The organism is Streptomyces sp. NPDC006544, assembly GCF_040611715.1.
Taxonomy (GTDB): domain Bacteria; phylum Actinomycetota; class Actinomycetes; order Streptomycetales; family Streptomycetaceae; genus Streptomyces.
Map to the genome: position 1 here is coordinate 103662 of NZ_JBEXOV010000009.1, position 14016 is coordinate 117677.

General features: G+C 73.1%; 14 protein-coding genes. 4 read left to right on the forward strand and 10 right to left on the reverse strand.

Going from position 1 to position 14016, the window contains the following annotated elements; translation table 11 throughout:
* Positions 1 to 48 precede the first annotated feature (48 nt).
* The gene (locus tag ABZY44_RS07085; RefSeq protein WP_356650761.1) at positions 49 to 855 is read right to left on the reverse strand and encodes an alpha/beta fold hydrolase; all 807 of its coding nucleotides are present in this window, start codon (positions 853 to 855) and stop codon (positions 49 to 51) included.
* A gap of 140 nt (positions 856 to 995) precedes the next feature.
* Here ABZY44_RS07085 and ABZY44_RS07090 point away from each other — a divergent pair, with 140 nt between their 5' ends.
* Positions 996 to 1682 carry a GNAT family protein gene (locus ABZY44_RS07090; RefSeq protein WP_356650763.1) on the forward strand — a complete coding sequence of 229 codons (687 nt, stop codon included), beginning with the start codon at positions 996 to 998 and terminating at the stop codon, positions 1680 to 1682.
* A gap of 52 nt (positions 1683 to 1734) precedes the next feature.
* Here ABZY44_RS07090 and ABZY44_RS07095 read toward each other — a convergent pair whose 3' ends face one another.
* From ABZY44_RS07095 to ABZY44_RS07105, 3 genes are read right to left on the reverse strand one after another with little or no spacing between them, the layout of a single operon-like run.
* The gene (locus ABZY44_RS07095; RefSeq protein ID WP_356650765.1) at positions 1735 to 2763 is read right to left on the reverse strand and encodes a hypothetical protein; all 1029 of its coding nucleotides are present in this window, start codon (positions 2761 to 2763) and stop codon (positions 1735 to 1737) included.
* Positions 2764 to 2796: 33 nt separating this feature from the next.
* Positions 2797 to 4119, reverse strand: coding sequence for an MFS transporter (locus tag ABZY44_RS07100; protein WP_356650767.1), 1323 nt, complete (start codon positions 4117 to 4119; stop codon positions 2797 to 2799).
* Positions 4120 to 4121: 2 nt separating this feature from the next.
* Positions 4122 to 5003, reverse strand: coding sequence for an alkaline phosphatase family protein (locus ABZY44_RS07105; RefSeq protein WP_356650769.1), 882 nt, complete (start codon positions 5001 to 5003; stop codon positions 4122 to 4124).
* A 263-nt stretch (positions 5004 to 5266) separates the two neighbouring features.
* Here ABZY44_RS07105 and ABZY44_RS07110 point away from each other — a divergent pair, with 263 nt between their 5' ends.
* A complete protein-coding gene (locus ABZY44_RS07110; RefSeq protein ID WP_356650771.1) occupies positions 5267 to 6541 on the forward strand; it encodes an alpha/beta hydrolase-fold protein in 1275 nt (424 codons plus the stop codon).
* Here ABZY44_RS07110 and ABZY44_RS07115 read toward each other — a convergent pair.
* Entirely contained in the window at positions 6519 to 8021 is a 1503-nt protein-coding gene (locus ABZY44_RS07115) for a carboxylesterase family protein (RefSeq protein WP_356650773.1), read from the reverse strand. The two genes, ABZY44_RS07110 and ABZY44_RS07115, sit on opposite strands and share 23 nt — an antisense overlap.
* A gap of 217 nt (positions 8022 to 8238) precedes the next feature.
* Between ABZY44_RS07115 and ABZY44_RS07120 the strand changes: the two genes are divergently transcribed.
* Together ABZY44_RS07120 and ABZY44_RS07125 are read left to right on the forward strand one after the other, a co-directional pair.
* A complete protein-coding gene (locus ABZY44_RS07120) occupies positions 8239 to 8604 on the forward strand; it encodes a hypothetical protein (RefSeq protein WP_356650775.1) in 366 nt (121 codons plus the stop codon).
* 101 nt (positions 8605 to 8705) lie between these two features.
* Positions 8706 to 8990 (forward strand): chaplin, encoded by a 285-nt coding sequence (locus ABZY44_RS07125; RefSeq protein ID WP_356650777.1) that lies wholly within the window; start codon positions 8706 to 8708, stop codon positions 8988 to 8990.
* A 163-nt stretch (positions 8991 to 9153) separates the two neighbouring features.
* Here the strand turns inward: ABZY44_RS07125 and ABZY44_RS07130 are convergent, their stop codons facing one another.
* From ABZY44_RS07130 to ABZY44_RS07150, 5 genes are all read right to left on the reverse strand, one after another.
* Positions 9154 to 10017 carry a tyrosinase family protein gene (locus ABZY44_RS07130; RefSeq protein WP_356650779.1) on the reverse strand — a complete coding sequence of 288 codons (864 nt, stop codon included), beginning with the start codon at positions 10015 to 10017 and terminating at the stop codon, positions 9154 to 9156.
* 5 nt (positions 10018 to 10022) lie between these two features.
* Positions 10023 to 10412 carry a tyrosinase family oxidase copper chaperone gene (locus ABZY44_RS07135; RefSeq protein ID WP_356650781.1) on the reverse strand — a complete coding sequence of 130 codons (390 nt, stop codon included), beginning with the start codon at positions 10410 to 10412 and terminating at the stop codon, positions 10023 to 10025.
* A gap of 191 nt (positions 10413 to 10603) precedes the next feature.
* A complete protein-coding gene (locus ABZY44_RS07140) occupies positions 10604 to 11722 on the reverse strand; it encodes an acyl-CoA dehydrogenase family protein (RefSeq protein ID WP_356650783.1) in 1119 nt (372 codons plus the stop codon).
* Positions 11719 to 12915 (reverse strand): acyl-CoA dehydrogenase family protein, encoded by a 1197-nt coding sequence (locus tag ABZY44_RS07145; protein WP_356650785.1) that lies wholly within the window; start codon positions 12913 to 12915, stop codon positions 11719 to 11721. Before ABZY44_RS07145 ends, ABZY44_RS07140 begins: the two co-directional genes overlap by 4 nt.
* Positions 12912 to 13925 carry an NADPH:quinone oxidoreductase family protein gene (locus tag ABZY44_RS07150; protein ID WP_356650787.1) on the reverse strand — a complete coding sequence of 338 codons (1014 nt, stop codon included), beginning with the start codon at positions 13923 to 13925 and terminating at the stop codon, positions 12912 to 12914. The genes ABZY44_RS07145 and ABZY44_RS07150 overlap by 4 nt, the downstream gene beginning before the upstream one ends.
* Positions 13926 to 14016: the final 91 nt, after the last annotated feature.

Below are 14016 nucleotides of genomic sequence, written 5' to 3' on the forward strand. Positions count from 1 at the left end.
GCCCGTTCCGCCGGTCCATTCAAGACCGCTGTTGCCGGGCCACTCGGGTCACAGTCCCGCGAGGAACTCCAGCAGGACCCGGTTGAAGGCCTCCGGCTGTTCCACACCGGGCAGGTGTCCGGCCCGCTCGACGACGGCGAGCACCGAGTGCGGGGCCAGGGCGTGCAGGGACTCGGCCTCGGCGACGGGGGTGTAGACGTCGTCCCGGCCGACCACGATCAGGCAGGGCACGTCGGCCGGCAGCTCGGCGAGCACGGGCCGGTAGTCCGGTCGCTCGGCCCGTCCGCGCAGCGCGGCGGCGGCGCCCCGCGGGTCGGTCGCGTACATCATGGCGGTGATCCGGGCCGCGGCCCCGGGCATGCCCGTCACGTTGTAGGGCGCGAGCATCTTGTCGATGACCTCGTCGGTGTAGGGCTTCATCCCTTCCGCGAGGAGCCGCTCGGCGAGCTCGCGGCGGGCGGTCCTGCCCTCCTGCGTCTCCGGTGCGGCGGAGGTGTCGCTGAGTACGAGGGCCCGTATCCGGCCCGGGTGGCGCAGCCGCATCTCCATGGCGATCTGGCCGCCCATGGACACACCGCCGACGACCGCCTGTTCGATGCCCAGGGCGTCGAGCAGGGCGGCCAGGTCGTCGGCGAGGCCGGCGAGCGGCGCCGTGCCCGCGATCACCGGACTTCGGCCGTATCCGCGCAGGTCAGGGGTGATCACACGGTAACCGGCGGTGGTCAGCGCGGCCGTCTGGGGGGCCCACATCGTGTGGTTGAAGGGATGTCCGTGGACAAGGATCACGGGGGCTCCTTCCCGGGGACCGGAGTCCTCGAAAAAGAGTGCCGCGCCATTGCCGATCAGGGGGTTCATGAGAGGACTTTAAGGGGCTACATTGAGCCACTCGCGTTCACCTGACAGCCCGTTGCCTTTCACCCGTGTTTTGCACGGGGGGCGACGTCAGGGACGCAGACTGTGCAACCACCCCACCGCCCAGAAGGACCGAAGGCTCCGTGCCCGTACCCGTACTCCTCGCCGGCCGCTCCGTGCGGCTCGAGCCCCTCGCCCCCCACCACACCGAGGCCTTGGCCATGGCCGGGGCCGAGGATCGTACGACTTACGCCTTCACTCCCGTACCGCACGGGTTGCAGGCGTCCCACGAGTACATCGACCGTGCCCTCGCCGATCAGGCGGCGGGTCGATCGCTCCCGTTCGCGGTGGTCAGAGCCACCGACGGCCGGGTGGTCGGTTCGACACGGTTCCTGGAACTCGACTACTGGCAGGGGCCCCTGGTGTGGCCCGCCGTGCCGGGGGTCCCGTTCGGCGATCCGGCGACGGCGATCCCCGATGCCGCCGAGATCGGCAATACCTGGCTGTCCCCGGCGGCCCAGGGCACCGGCATCAACACCGAGGCGAAGCTGCTGCTGCTCCGCCACGCCTTCGAGACGTGGGGGGTCCGGCGCGTCTCGTTGCGCGCCGACGCCCGCAACGGTCGCTCGCGCGCCGCGATGGAACGGCTCGGGTTCACCAGCGAGGGGGTCCGCCGGGCCCATTCGCGGGGCCTCGACGGCGCGGTCCGCAGTACGGCGTTCTACTCCGTCCTCGACGAGGAGTGGCCGACCGTGCGCTCGGTCATCGAGCTGCGGATGTCGGCGGCCGCCCAGCGCAAGCGCCGCCGCAAGACGCTCATCCCGGCGTAACGGTCTTCCGTCGCGCGGCCCGCCGTCCCGGCCCTCGTTCCCCCTCCCGGTGTCAGCCGAGGAAGGCGGGGGCGAGGGCCGAGGTCATGAGCCGCGCCGGGGCCCCGCCGCCGTCGGCGGGCAGGGAGTAGAGGTCCGCGCCGAAGTCGCCGGGCAGCGAGTAGACGACGCTCTTGTCGTCGGTCCACACCACCTGGTCGTCGACGCTGCGCTCCTCGGCGAGCGGGGTCTCCGCCATCGAGGCCAGGTCCAGGACGTACAGCCGCCACGGCGCGTCCGGCGACAGGCCGGGCACCCGCTTCTTGAACACCAGCCGCGTCCCGTCGGGCGACAGCGACGGGCATTCCAGGTTCTCGCGCAGTGTGGTCACCGTGCGCGCCGCGAGGTCGCCGCGGACCAGATAGGTCTGGCCGCCGGTCGCCAGCGTCGCGTAGAAGGTCCGCTCGTCGGCGGCGAAGGTGACCCCCCAGAAGTTGACGTCCGCCGCGCGGTAGCCCTTGCCGTCCTTCTGGATGGCGAAGTCCTCCAGCGTGGCGTCGAACCTTCCCGTCCGCAGGTCCAGCAGCGAGGTCCGGGTCGAGAAGTTCGTACCGGCGTACGAGTCCCCGCCCACGAAGACCGTCCACGCCACCAGGTGGCCGCCGGGTGATACCCGGGCCCGGGTGGGGATCCCGGCCAGCGGGCGGGCGGCGACCTCCTTGAGGCGGGCGTCGAGGACCACGGCCTCGTAGCTGTCCTGCACCCCGCCCTTGTCGGCCTTCAGGCAGATCCCGGTGCCGCCGGCGGAGTGGAAGCGCAGGCAGCTGATCCCGGAGGCGGTACGGGGGCCTTCGGGCGCGGTGGCCGGCGCGGTGGCGAGCTCGTCGCGGTGCGGCCCCCACGCCATGTTCCGGAACACGATCCGCCGGCCGCCCTCGCCGGGGGTGAGGGAGACCTCGCCCCGGGTGACCGGCGGGCCGCCGGCCCGGGCCTGGTTCTTCTCCTCGGCGCGCGAGGAGGCCCGTACGACGGCGAGCGCGCCGATGGCGGCGAGCAGGACGACGGCGGAGACGAGGATCAGGATCCGGCGCTGGAGGGGCATGTGGGGGGCCTTTCGCGGACTACGGGGAGGGGTTCAGGCGGCCTGGGCGGCCGGGTCGGCCGGATCGCCCCGGGGGCGGGCGGGGCCGTCCGCCGGGGTGTCCCCCGGCCGGAGCCACAGGCAGAGTCCGACGGCGGCGGCCAGCAGCACGGCGGCGACGGCCAGCGCGGGGCGGGCGCCCCAGAAGGTCCAGGCGGCGCCGAAGCCCAGCGACGCGGCGAACCGGGCGAGGGCCTGGCCGGTCTGGACGAGGGCGAGTCCCCCGCCGCGGTGCTCCGCGGGGACGGCGCCCGCGGCCGCGGCCATGAGCACCCCGTCGGTCGCGGCGTAGAAGCCGCCGTGCAGCAGGAGGACGGCGTACGGCAGGGCCGGATTCCGTCCGCCCGCGAGGAGGATCCCGTACGCGGCGAGCAGCGCGAGGTGGCCGCCGAGGAAGACCCGGCCGCGGCCGATCCGGTCGGCGAGCCGGCCGAGCGGCAGCGCGAGCAGGAAGAACGCGGCCGCGGTCCCCAGCGGCAGCAGCGCGAACCAGCGGTCGGCGATGCCGGTGGCGTGCTGGAGCAGGAGGAAGACGAAGGCGTCGCTGACGGTGCACAGGCCCAGCAGCACCGCGCACAGGCTGATCCGGCGCAGGTCCCGGCGGCCCAGCAGTCCGAAGGAGGACCGCAGCGAGACGGGGGCCCGGGTGGCGGCGGGCCCGGTGCGCCGGCCCGGTACGAACAGGACGAGGACCATGACGCCGAGCGCGGCCACGCAGGCACTGACGGTGAAGACGGCGTCGTATCCCTCGGCGGCGCCGCGCAGGATCGAGAACGCCAGGATCGGCCCGATCAGCGCGCCGGCGGTGTCCATGGCGCGGTGGACGCCGAAGGCCCGGCCGTGTTCCCCGGGGGCGGCCGACAGCGAGATCAGCGCGTCGCGCGGAGCGGTGCGCAGCCCCTTGCCGGTGCGGTCGAGGGCGAGGACCGCACCGATCGCGGGCAGGGTGTGGGCGATCAGCAGCAGCGGCTTGCACAGGGCGGAGAGCCCGTAGCCGATGCCGGCCAGCGTCTTGTGGCGGCCGAAGCGGTCGCCGAGGTGGCCACCGGTCAGCCGGACGAGGGCACTGACGCCGTTGTAGAGGCCGTCGAGCAGGCCGAAGCCCAGGGGCGTCAGCCCGAGGGTGGCGACGAGGTAGAGCGGCAGCACGGCCGTGACCATCTCGGAGGAGATGTCGGTGACGAGGCTGACCGTGCCGAGGGCGAGCACCGTGGGGGCGAGCGCGGCGCGCCGCCCCGGGCGTGTGCCCGGGGCGACGGCCTGCGGCTCGGGGGTCACGGCGGACGCGGGGGTGCCGCGACTGTCCGCAACGTACATGGTCAGGAAGCCCAGATCCCCGTGATGTCCTTGGCGGTGGCCGCGTTCCCCGCGTGGGCGGTCAGGCCGGAGAGGCCCTCGAGGGTCCGCAGCATGTCGTAGTGGTTGTAGGTGGTGGAGCCGGTGGAGCCCGGGATGACGGGCTGGCCGTAGAGCACCGTGGGGATCTTGTTGCCGGCGAGCCGGTTGTCCTCGTCGAAGGTGACGACGAGCAGGCTGTTGTGGGTCTTGGCCCAGTCCGCGTAGGCCTTGAGGTTGTTCTTGAGCCAGGTGTCGCCGGTCCCGACGGAGCAGTCGTGCATGTCGTTGCAGAGGTTCGGGACGACGAACGAGGTCTTGGGGAGGGTGGTGAAGTCCGTGGGGAACTGGGTCATCGTCTTCGCGGTGCTGGTGGGCACGTTGGAGAAGGCGAACCAGGGGTTGTGCTTGCGGGCGTACGAGCCGCTGGAGCAGGTGGTGGAGCCCTGGCTGGGCAGGGTCTCGTTGTAGCTGGCCCAGGTCTTGCCCGCGGCGATGAGCTCGGACGCCAGGTTGGGCGCGGAGCTGAACCCGGGGGTGTAGCAGCTGTCGCCGGTCACGCCCTGGTGGGAGCCGGAGAAGAGCTGCAGGTAGTTGGGCTGGCTCGGGTGCGTGATGCCGTACGAGTTGGTGAGGTTGGCTCCCCCGGTCTTGAGGGAGTTGATGTACGGGGCGCTGGAGCTGCCGATGACCTGGTTGTAGGCGTGGTTCTCGAAGACCACGACCACTATGTGGTCGGGTGCGGGCAGGCCTGCCGCGTGTGCGGGCTGTGCGGTGCCGAGGCCCGTCCACAGCGCGGCGCCGACGGCGGTGACGCCGAAGGCGGTGGCGAGGGCGGTCTTGCGACGGGACCGGAGAAGTGGCATGCCGAACACGGGAATACCTCCGAGCAGGGGCGGTTTGGGGGCGGCGCGGACGTACCGTACCGATCGGCATGTGCAGGGGCCAGAGATACTCGGCGAACAGAACGGGAACGGCGCGGGCCGATTGGGCGTCGGGCAACGTGCTTCTCTGCGGAAGCCCAAAAGAGGTAAAAATCCGGAACCTCGGAGCCCGTACGCTCATCCTCCGATCGAAAGCAGTTCCACCCCGCCCCCACGGGGCAGCACCAGCCGGAGAGCACCCGCACATGTCGCACTCACCCGACGACGGACAGCACCAGCCGTACCGGTCGGAAGGGCCGTACCAGCAGCAGCCGTACCCGCCCCAGGGGCAGGGGCAGCAGCCGTACCCGCCGCAGGGTCCCGGTTACGGCCAGCAGCCTCCCTACGGACAGGAGGAGCATTCGTACCGTGACGGTGACACGCAGCGGTGGTACGGCGAGCCGTACGAGCTCCAGGAGCGGCGTCGGCCGTCGCGGGTGCGGCGCTGGGTGATCGCGGGAGCCTCCGTCCTCGCCCTCGCGGGTGTGGCGGCGCTCGTGATGGCCCACTACGAGATACCGCCCTTCACCGACAAGGGGCGGGCCGTCTCCTTCGGGACGTCCCCCGCCGGCTCCGGGGGCGGCGGTACGGGTGCCAAACCGCCGGCGAACTCGAAGATGTCGATGCCGACGGGCCCGACGGCCGACTTCAAGAACGCGATGACCCTGCCCGACGGCACCCACGTGGCCGTCACCACGCTCGACGGCAAGAAGTCGGGCTTCAAGGGCAAGGTCTGGGTCTGGGCCCCCAAGGAGTACAACGACCCGAAGTTCGCCAAGAGCGGCTTCCCGGTGATGATCGCGCTGCCGGGCGGCGCCGGCTACCCGAGCAACTACTGGATGGGCACCGACCTCGGCCTCCAGACCAGCATCAGCAAGTGGTACGGCGAGGGGAAGAGCAAGCCCTTCATCCTGGCCATGCCCGTGCTGAACCCCGGTCCGGACGACAAGGGCGTCTACTGGGACGGATCCGACATCCCGGGCCAGCCCAAGATGGGCACCTGGCTGACCGACGACGTCCCGGACCTGATGCGGGAGAACTTCCGCACCGTCAAGTCCCGCGACGGCTGGGCCTACATGGGCTCCTCCACCGGCGGCTTCGCCGGGCTGAAGGCCGTACTGAAGTACCCGGAGAAGTTCAAGGCCGCGATCTGCTCCGGCCCGGACATCGTCCCCGACTCCTCGCTGTGGAAGGGCCACGACAAGGAGAAGGCGGAGAACAACCCGGAGCTGCTGGCGAAGGAGCTGATCGACAAGAAGGGCCCGGACGTCTACCTCGCCTTCCAGGTGGGCACCAACGAGAGCAACAAGAACACCTTGCCGAACGTGCAGAAGTTCATCGCGACCTACGGCAAGGGACCGGTCCACACCGAACTGAAGGTCATCCAGGGCGGCCAGCACAACGCCAAGACCTACGTGCCCAACATGGGCGAGGGCCCGGTCCAGTTCATCAGCAAGGTCATGGAAGGACCCGTGGAGTAGCTGCGGTGTCGCTCGGTGCGACCACCCGCAGCGCTCCCCCCGGCTCCGGCCCGCCGAACACCTTCGGCGGGCCGTCGCCGTTCCAGGCGGCCCAGCCCGGGTCCCCCTCGACGGCGAACCGCACCCAGGCCGCGTGCATCTCCCGGGCCAGTTCCCCGGGGGCGTCCGGCCCTGCCAGCCAGGTCGTCTCGGAGACCGTCAGGGTGTCGAAGACGAAGCCCAGTTCCAGCGCGTGACAGGACCCGAGGCCGGGCACCCCGGACGACCACGCGAACTCGTACACGAAGCTCGGGGCGGCCCGCCCCGCGCCCGCCAGGCGGCGCAGCGGGTCGCGCAGCAGCCGGTCGGCGAGCAGGTGCCCGACGAGGTCGGCCGGGCCCGCGCCGGGCCGCTCCTCGCGCAGCGCCCGTACGGCGGCCTGGTCCTTGCCGCCGCGGATGCGTCCCAGGGTCACGGACAGCGGGCCCAGCCGGTCCAGCAGCCGCATACCGCCGGTCGGGGCCAGCCAGAGCCGGTACTCCTCGGCGGTCCAGCCCATCAGCAGCGGCACCTCGCTGGCGGCCGCCGCTTCGAGGGGGTCGAGCGGCAGCGTGTCGGGGTCGGTGACCAGGCCGAAGGCGGGGCCGCCGATCAACGGCGAGGAGCGGCGCAGTACGGCCGCCTGGGCGGCGAGCAGATCGGGCAGGGCAACGGCGGTGAAGGCCTCGGCGGTGGCGGGCACCTTCAGCAGCCCGGCCATCCTGCGGGCCATGGCGCGAACCCGGTCGCGCGCCAGCGCCTCCGGGGCCCCGCTCTGCAGGACGGCCCGGTGGAAGAGCCCGGCGGCGCGGGGGGACGCGAGGAGCGCGCCGACGCTGATGGCCCCGGCGGACTCGCCGAAGACGGTGACCCGGGCGGGGTCGCCGCCGAAAGACGCGATGTTCCGTCTGACCCAGGTGAGGGCGGCGATCTGGTCGAGCAGGCCTCGGTTGGCGGGGGCATCGGGGAACAGCCCGTAGCCGAGGACGCCGAGGCGGTAGTTCAGGGAGACGAGCACGATGCCGTCGCGGGCGAAGGCGGAGCCGTCGTAGACGGAGACGGCCGAGGAGCCCCGGGTGAGCGCGCCTCCGTGGATCCACACCATGACGGGCAGCCCCGCCCCGGGCTCCTCACCGGTCACGGTCACAGGGGCCGGGGTCCACACGTTGAGGTTCAGGCAGTCGTCACCGGGGATCTCCGGGTCGGGCAGCAGTGCGGCGAAGGCCTCGGAGTAGGGCACCTTGGGCGCGGTGGGGCCGTACGCGCCGGCGTCGCGCACGCCGTCCCACGCCTCGGGGGGTGCGGGCGCGGCGAAGCGGCGGGTGCCGACGGGCGGGGCGGCGTAGGGGATGCCCCGGAAGACGGCGATGCCGCCGGGGCCGCTCCGGCCCTCGACCACTCCGTACTCGGTCCGGGCCCGGGGCCGGGCGCCGTACTCGGCTTCTCCCGCCGCTTCGGTCATCGATTCCTCCTGAGTGGATCCGGCGTTCCGCGTTCCGCGTTCCGCGTGCCGCGTGCCGCGTGCCGTGGTCCGTACGGCCTGTCGCGATCGCCCGTCACGTCCTCCCCGCGCCATTGGCCCGCACCGTCGCACGGGCGTGCTGCGGGTGACAGGCCGTGACCCCGCGCCGGTCGCACCGGGTTGGTCGGGCATGCGATCCCCTTCACTTCACCACGCCGTGCGGTGCCTCGTCCGGTCCGGCGCGGTCCCGGTCCTGCTGATGGCGGCCACCGCCGGAGCGGTGGCGGGCGGCAGCGCGTACGCGGCCGACGGCCCGACCGCCGCCCTCGGCACGCCGACGGCCGTCGGGCCCGACTTCCAGTATCTGGGCACGGACGACAAGCCGCACGGATTCACCGCCGCCAAGGGCTGCCAGAAGGCCGTGGGCGGCGGTGGACGGGCGGTGACGAACAAGACCCGCGGGTCCGTGGCCCTCTACCGGGAGCCCGGCTGTGCGGGAGCCCCGGTGGAGGTGCTGCGGCCGGGCGCGGTGATGCCGGTGCGTCCGTACTTCGCCTCGGCGCGATTCGGGATCACCGGGTAGGCCCAGCGGCCGTGACCCTTGGGCGCCCCCCGCGTTGTATGCCATGTCGAACGCCGCAGTCTCAGCTTCTGCGGCACCCCATTTCTCACGAGGAGATCTTGATGTCGCGTATCGCGAAGGCATTCGTCATCACCGCTGCCGCCGGTAGCGCCCTGGCCGCCGGTGCGGGTCTGGCTGCTGCCGATGCCGGAGCGCACGGTGCGGCTGTCGGCTCCCCCGGCGTCCTGTCGGGCAACCTCGTCCAGGTTCCGGTGCACGTCCCGGTCAACGTCTGCGGTAACACCGTCAACGTGATCGGCCTGCTGAACCCGGCGTTCGGCAACACCTGCGTCAACGCCTCGGGCCACGACGGCGGCCACCACACCGAGGGCAACTACGGCGGCTGATCCGTCCGGTGACCCGAAGGGCCCCCGCCGTACGGCGGGGGCCCTTTCCCGTGTCCTGCCGTCCCGCGTGTCCCGCCGTCCGGTGCCTCTCGGCGTCCCTCGTGCGGGGGGCCGCCCGTTCGGGGGGGGTGCCGCGGGCCCGGGCGGCTGCCGGGCACCGCGCTCACTCGTAGCGGTAGGTCCCCTGATGGCCGAGCATCTCCCGCGGGGTGACGTTCCAGGGCGGCATCGGCTCGTCGGCGGCGATCACCCGGCCGCGCTGGAGGTCGCCGAGCGCGAGCGGGGCGGCGGGCAGGTAGCCGGCCCCCGGATGCTTCTGCTGCCAGCGGTCCCAGAGCAGGTCGACGAAGGCGTGGTGGAGCCAGAACACCGGGTCGTTGGGCGCCGTACCCCCGGTCATGTGGCCGCCGATCCACTGGTGGACCTTGTTGTGGTTGCGCCACTTCTCGCTCTTCGGGGCGGCCCAGCCCTCGAGCTTGTTGCGGAAACCACCGCCCGCGGCCGTGGAGTCCCAGGGCGAGGTGTCGTACGTCGGGTCGTCGATCGCCCATTGGAGCTCGGCCCGGGTCGGCAGGCTGATCGGGTTCTGCGGCCGGCCCAGGTTGCGGGTGAGGAAACTGGACTCCGTGATGCCCACGGTGACCGTCCAGTTCCCCTTCGCGTGGGCGAACGGCCCGGTCATCACCTGGCGGTCGCCCGCCCGTCCGGTCCCGCCGAGGAAGTCCTCGGCCCACAGGGACGAGGCCGGGCTGTTGTCGGTGGTCCAGTCCCAGTACGGAATCGTGACGCCGGGGTCGACGTCCCGCAACTGCCGCTCGAACTCCAGCAGATAGCGCCGGTGCCAGGGGAAGAACGACGGCGACATGTGCCCGACGCGCAGTTTGCGGTCGCGGTCCGGGACGAAGTACTTGTCGTGGGTGCGCACGAACGCGTCGTAGGTGCCGTTGCGCTTGAGCTCGAGGACCGCCGCCGTGAAGCGCTTCTTCTGGACGCCGGTCAGGTTCCTCTGGTTCTGCCGGACGTACACGCCCACTACTCCCCTCCGCCGTGGTGCGGTGCCGCGAACGCCAGTTGGTTGCTGCCCAGCTCGTCGACGGCGGCGCGGGCCAGCTCCAGCGGGGTGTCGTAGGACTGGAAGTGGTTGATCCCGCTGAGGTAGCTGCCGTCGGCCCGGCGCATGACGTGCAGGGCGCGTCCGTCGATCCGCACGACGGCGGCCGCCGCGTCGACGGCGATGTGGCGGCCCCGGTAGGTCTCCTCGGCGAGCCGCGGGAGCGGGGCCGGAGTGAGGGTCTGCCGGGGGCCGCGGGCGCGCAGTACGGGGGCCAGGGCCGCGGCCGTGGCGGCGGACACGGCCGCGGTGAAGGCCGTACGCAGGACGGCGCGGCGGGTGAGTGGTGCGGCGGCGGGTGCTGCGTACATACGGTCTCCCTCGCTCGGTGCCCGGTGCCTACGGGTCTAACGCCGCGTGGCGGGCGAGGTCACCGCGCGGTCCGCACCTGCTCGGTGGGCTCGGTGGGCTCGGAGGAGAGCGGGGCGGCCGGTGCGGGTACCGGAACCCGCACCACCCGCACCCGCCCCGCACCCGCACAGGCACAGGCACCCGCGGAGCCCTACGGCGCCGGGAGTTCCGCGAAGTCCGCCACCAGGCCGCGGTGGTGGCCGGCCGTGCCGAGGGCCAGGGAATCGGCCTTGGCCCGTTTGAGGTAGAGGTGGGCCGGATGTTCCCAGGTCATGCCGGTGCCGCCGTGGAGCTGGACGCACTCCTCGGCCGCGCGGACCGCGACGCCCGAGCAGTACGCCTGGGCCACGGCGATGGTGAGCGGCGCGTCGGGGGCGCCGGTCGCCAGGGCGTCGGCGGCCGCGCGGGCCGCCGCGCGGGCGGAGGCCACGTCGAGCCAGAGCCGGGCGAGGCGGTGCTTGAGGGCCTGGAAGGAGCCGAGGGGCCGGTTGAACTGGTGGCGGGTGCGCAGGTGGGCCACCGTCTGGGTCAGGCACCACTCGGCGAGCCCGAGCTGTTCGGAGGCCAGCAGCCCGGCCCCCGAGAGCAGTGCTCCGGCTACGGCCGCACGGGCGGTGGCCGGGTCGGCGAGCAGGGTTCCGGCGGCCCCCTCGAGGGTGACGGTGGCCAGGGGCCGCGTCAGGTCCAGGGCGACGAGCGGGGTCAGCCGCACGTCCGCGGCCGCAACGGCGTACAGCCCGGTGTCCGCGAGGACGAGCAGTACGTCGGCCGCCACCGCGTCCGCGACCGAGGTGACGGTGCCGCTCAGCACCCCTGCGCCGGTGTCCCGGACCGACGGCGGCAGCGGTGCGCCGGGGGCCAGGGTCAGCGGCAGGGCGGGGACGCACGTCCGCCGGCCCGCCGCCAGCTCCCGCAGGAGGTCCGTGGACCGCGCGCCGTCGCAGCCGAGCAGGATCTCCGTCGCCAGGACCGAGCTCGTGAGGTACGCGGCGGGCGCCGCGGCCCGGCCGAGCTCCTCCAGGACCACGGCCGCCTCGCGGTGGCTCGCGCCCTGGCCGCCCAGCTTCTCGGGCACGAGGAGTCCCGCCGTGCCGATGTCGGCGGCGAGGATCCGCCACACGTCGGGGTCGTGCGGGCGGCCGTCCTCGATCCGGGCCAGGATGCTCGCCGGATCGCAGCGGGCCGTCAGCAAGGACCGTACGGCCGTGCGCAGTTCCTCCTCGGTCTCGGAGTAGAGCAGGTCCAGGGGAGCGGCGCTCGGGAGGTTCATCGAGCCAGGTCCTTCCACGCGAGGTCCTTGTCGTCGCGCGGTTCGGCGGGCAGGCCGAGGACGCGTTCGGCGACGATGTTGAGGAGGATTTCGCTGGTGCCGCCCTCGATGCTGTTGCCCTTGGCGCGCAGGTAGCGGTAGCCGGCGTCGCGGCCGGTGAAGTCGACGATCTCGGGGCGGCGCATGGTCCAGTCCTCGTACAAGAGGCCCTCCTCGCCGCGGAGTTCCACTTCCAGGCCGCTGATCTCCTGGTTGAGGCGGGCGAAGGTGAGCTTCATTCCCGAGCCCTCGGGGCCGGGCTGGCCGACGGCGAGCTGCTGGCGCAGCCGCTCTCCGGTGAGCCGGGCGACCTCCGCCTCGACCCACAGTTCGAGCATCCGCTGGTGGAGGGCGTGGGTGCGCAGTTCGGGGCGCTCGCGCCAGACGGCGGCGACCGGCGCGATCATGCCGCCCTCGCGGGGGATCCGCATGCCTCCGATGGAGACGCGCTCGTTCATCAGGGTGGTGCGGGCGACGGCCCAGCCCTGGCCGACGGCCCCGAGGCGGTGGGCGTCGGGGATGCGGACGCCGGTGAGGAAGACCTCGTTGAACTCGGCCTCGCCGGTGATCTGGCGCAGCGGGCGCACCTCGACGCCGGGGGCGCGCATGTCGCACAGGAAGTACGTGACGCCCTGGTGCTTGGGCAGCGCGGGGTCGGTGCGGGCGATCAGGATGGCCCAGCGGGCGGTGTGGGCGCTGGAGGTCCACACCTTCTGGCCGTCCACCACCCAGTCGTCGCCGTCCCGTACCGCGCGGGTGCCGAGCGCGGCGAGGTCGGAGCCGGCGCCCGGCTCGCTGAAGAGCTGGCACCAGACCTCGTCGCCGACCCACAGGGGGCGCAGGAAGCGCTCCTTCTGTTCGTCGGTGCCGTACGCGAGGATCGTGGGCGCGGCCATGCCGAGCCCGATGCCGATCCGGCGCGGGTCGTTGTCGGGGGCACCGGCGGCCTCCAACTCCGTGTCCACGACGGCCTGGAGGGTGCGAGGCGCCCCGAGGCCGCCGAGGCCTTCGGGGTAGTGGACCCAGGCGAGTCCGGCGTCGAAGCGGGCGCGCAGGAAGTCTTCGCGGGCGGTGGTGGCGGGCGGATGCGCGGCGAGCAGTTCCCGTACGCGGACCAGCAGCCGGTCGGCGGTGACCGCGGCGGCGGGCGTCATCGGGAGCCCCCGTCCGCGGCCGTCGCGGCCGGGGCGGCTGCGCCCGGCGAGGGTACGACGACCAGCCGGCCGGTGGTGGTCCCGTCGGCGAGGCGCTGTACGGCGTCGGCGGCGTCCGCGAGCGCGACGCGTTCGCTGACCAGGGGGGCGATGGCGCCTTCGGCGGCGAGCCGGGTGAGCTCGGCGTGGCAGGCGGCGACGGAGGCCGGTTCCTTGGTGGCGTAGAGGCCCCAGTGGAGGCCGAGAACGGCGTAGTTCTTCACGAGGGCGTGGTTGAGCGCGGGCGCCGGGATGGTGCCGCTCGCGAATCCGACGACGACGATGCGGCCCTCGAAGGCCACGCACTTGGCCGAGGCGGTGTAGGCGTCGCCGCCGACCGGGTCGTAGACGACGTCGGCGCCGCGTCCGGCGGTGAACTCCTTGACCTGGGTCACGAGGTGCTCGAGGCCCCCCTCGGTGCGGTCGATGACGAGGTCGCAGCCGAGCTCCTCGGCGGTGCGTACCTTGGCCTTGCCGCCGACGACCCCGATGACGGCGGCCCCGGCGGCCTTGCCGAGCTGGACGGCGGCGCTGCCGACCCCGCCGGCGGCGGCGTGCACGAGGAGGGTCTCGCCGGCCTGGATCCGGGCCCGGCGGTGCAGGCCGAACCAGCCCGTCTGGTAGCCGATGTGCAGGGCCGCGGCCTCGGCGTCGTCGAGGCTCTCGGGGGCCGGGAGCAGGCCGCGCGCGGCGGCGGTGACGTACTCGGCGAACCCTCCGTGGGGCAGGCTCGGGGTGGCGATGACCCGGCGGCCGTCCTCGGTCTCGCCGCAGATCTCGACGCCGGGGGTGAAGGGCAGCGGCGGGCGGATCTGGTACTGGCCGCGCACGAGCAGCGCGTCGGGAAAGTTGACGTTGGCGGCGAGCACCTTGAGCTTCACCTCACCCTCGCCGGGCACCGGTTCGGGGACCTCCTCGAGGCGCATGGCCTCGCGGGGCTCGCCGGGGGTGTGTACTCGCCATGCCTGCATCCGGGGCCTCCAGCCGCCGACGGGAATCACGCCTCGCGCGCATACTAAGCGGTCGCTTGCGTCTCTGGGAACCAGCGGGAGCCCACGGAAC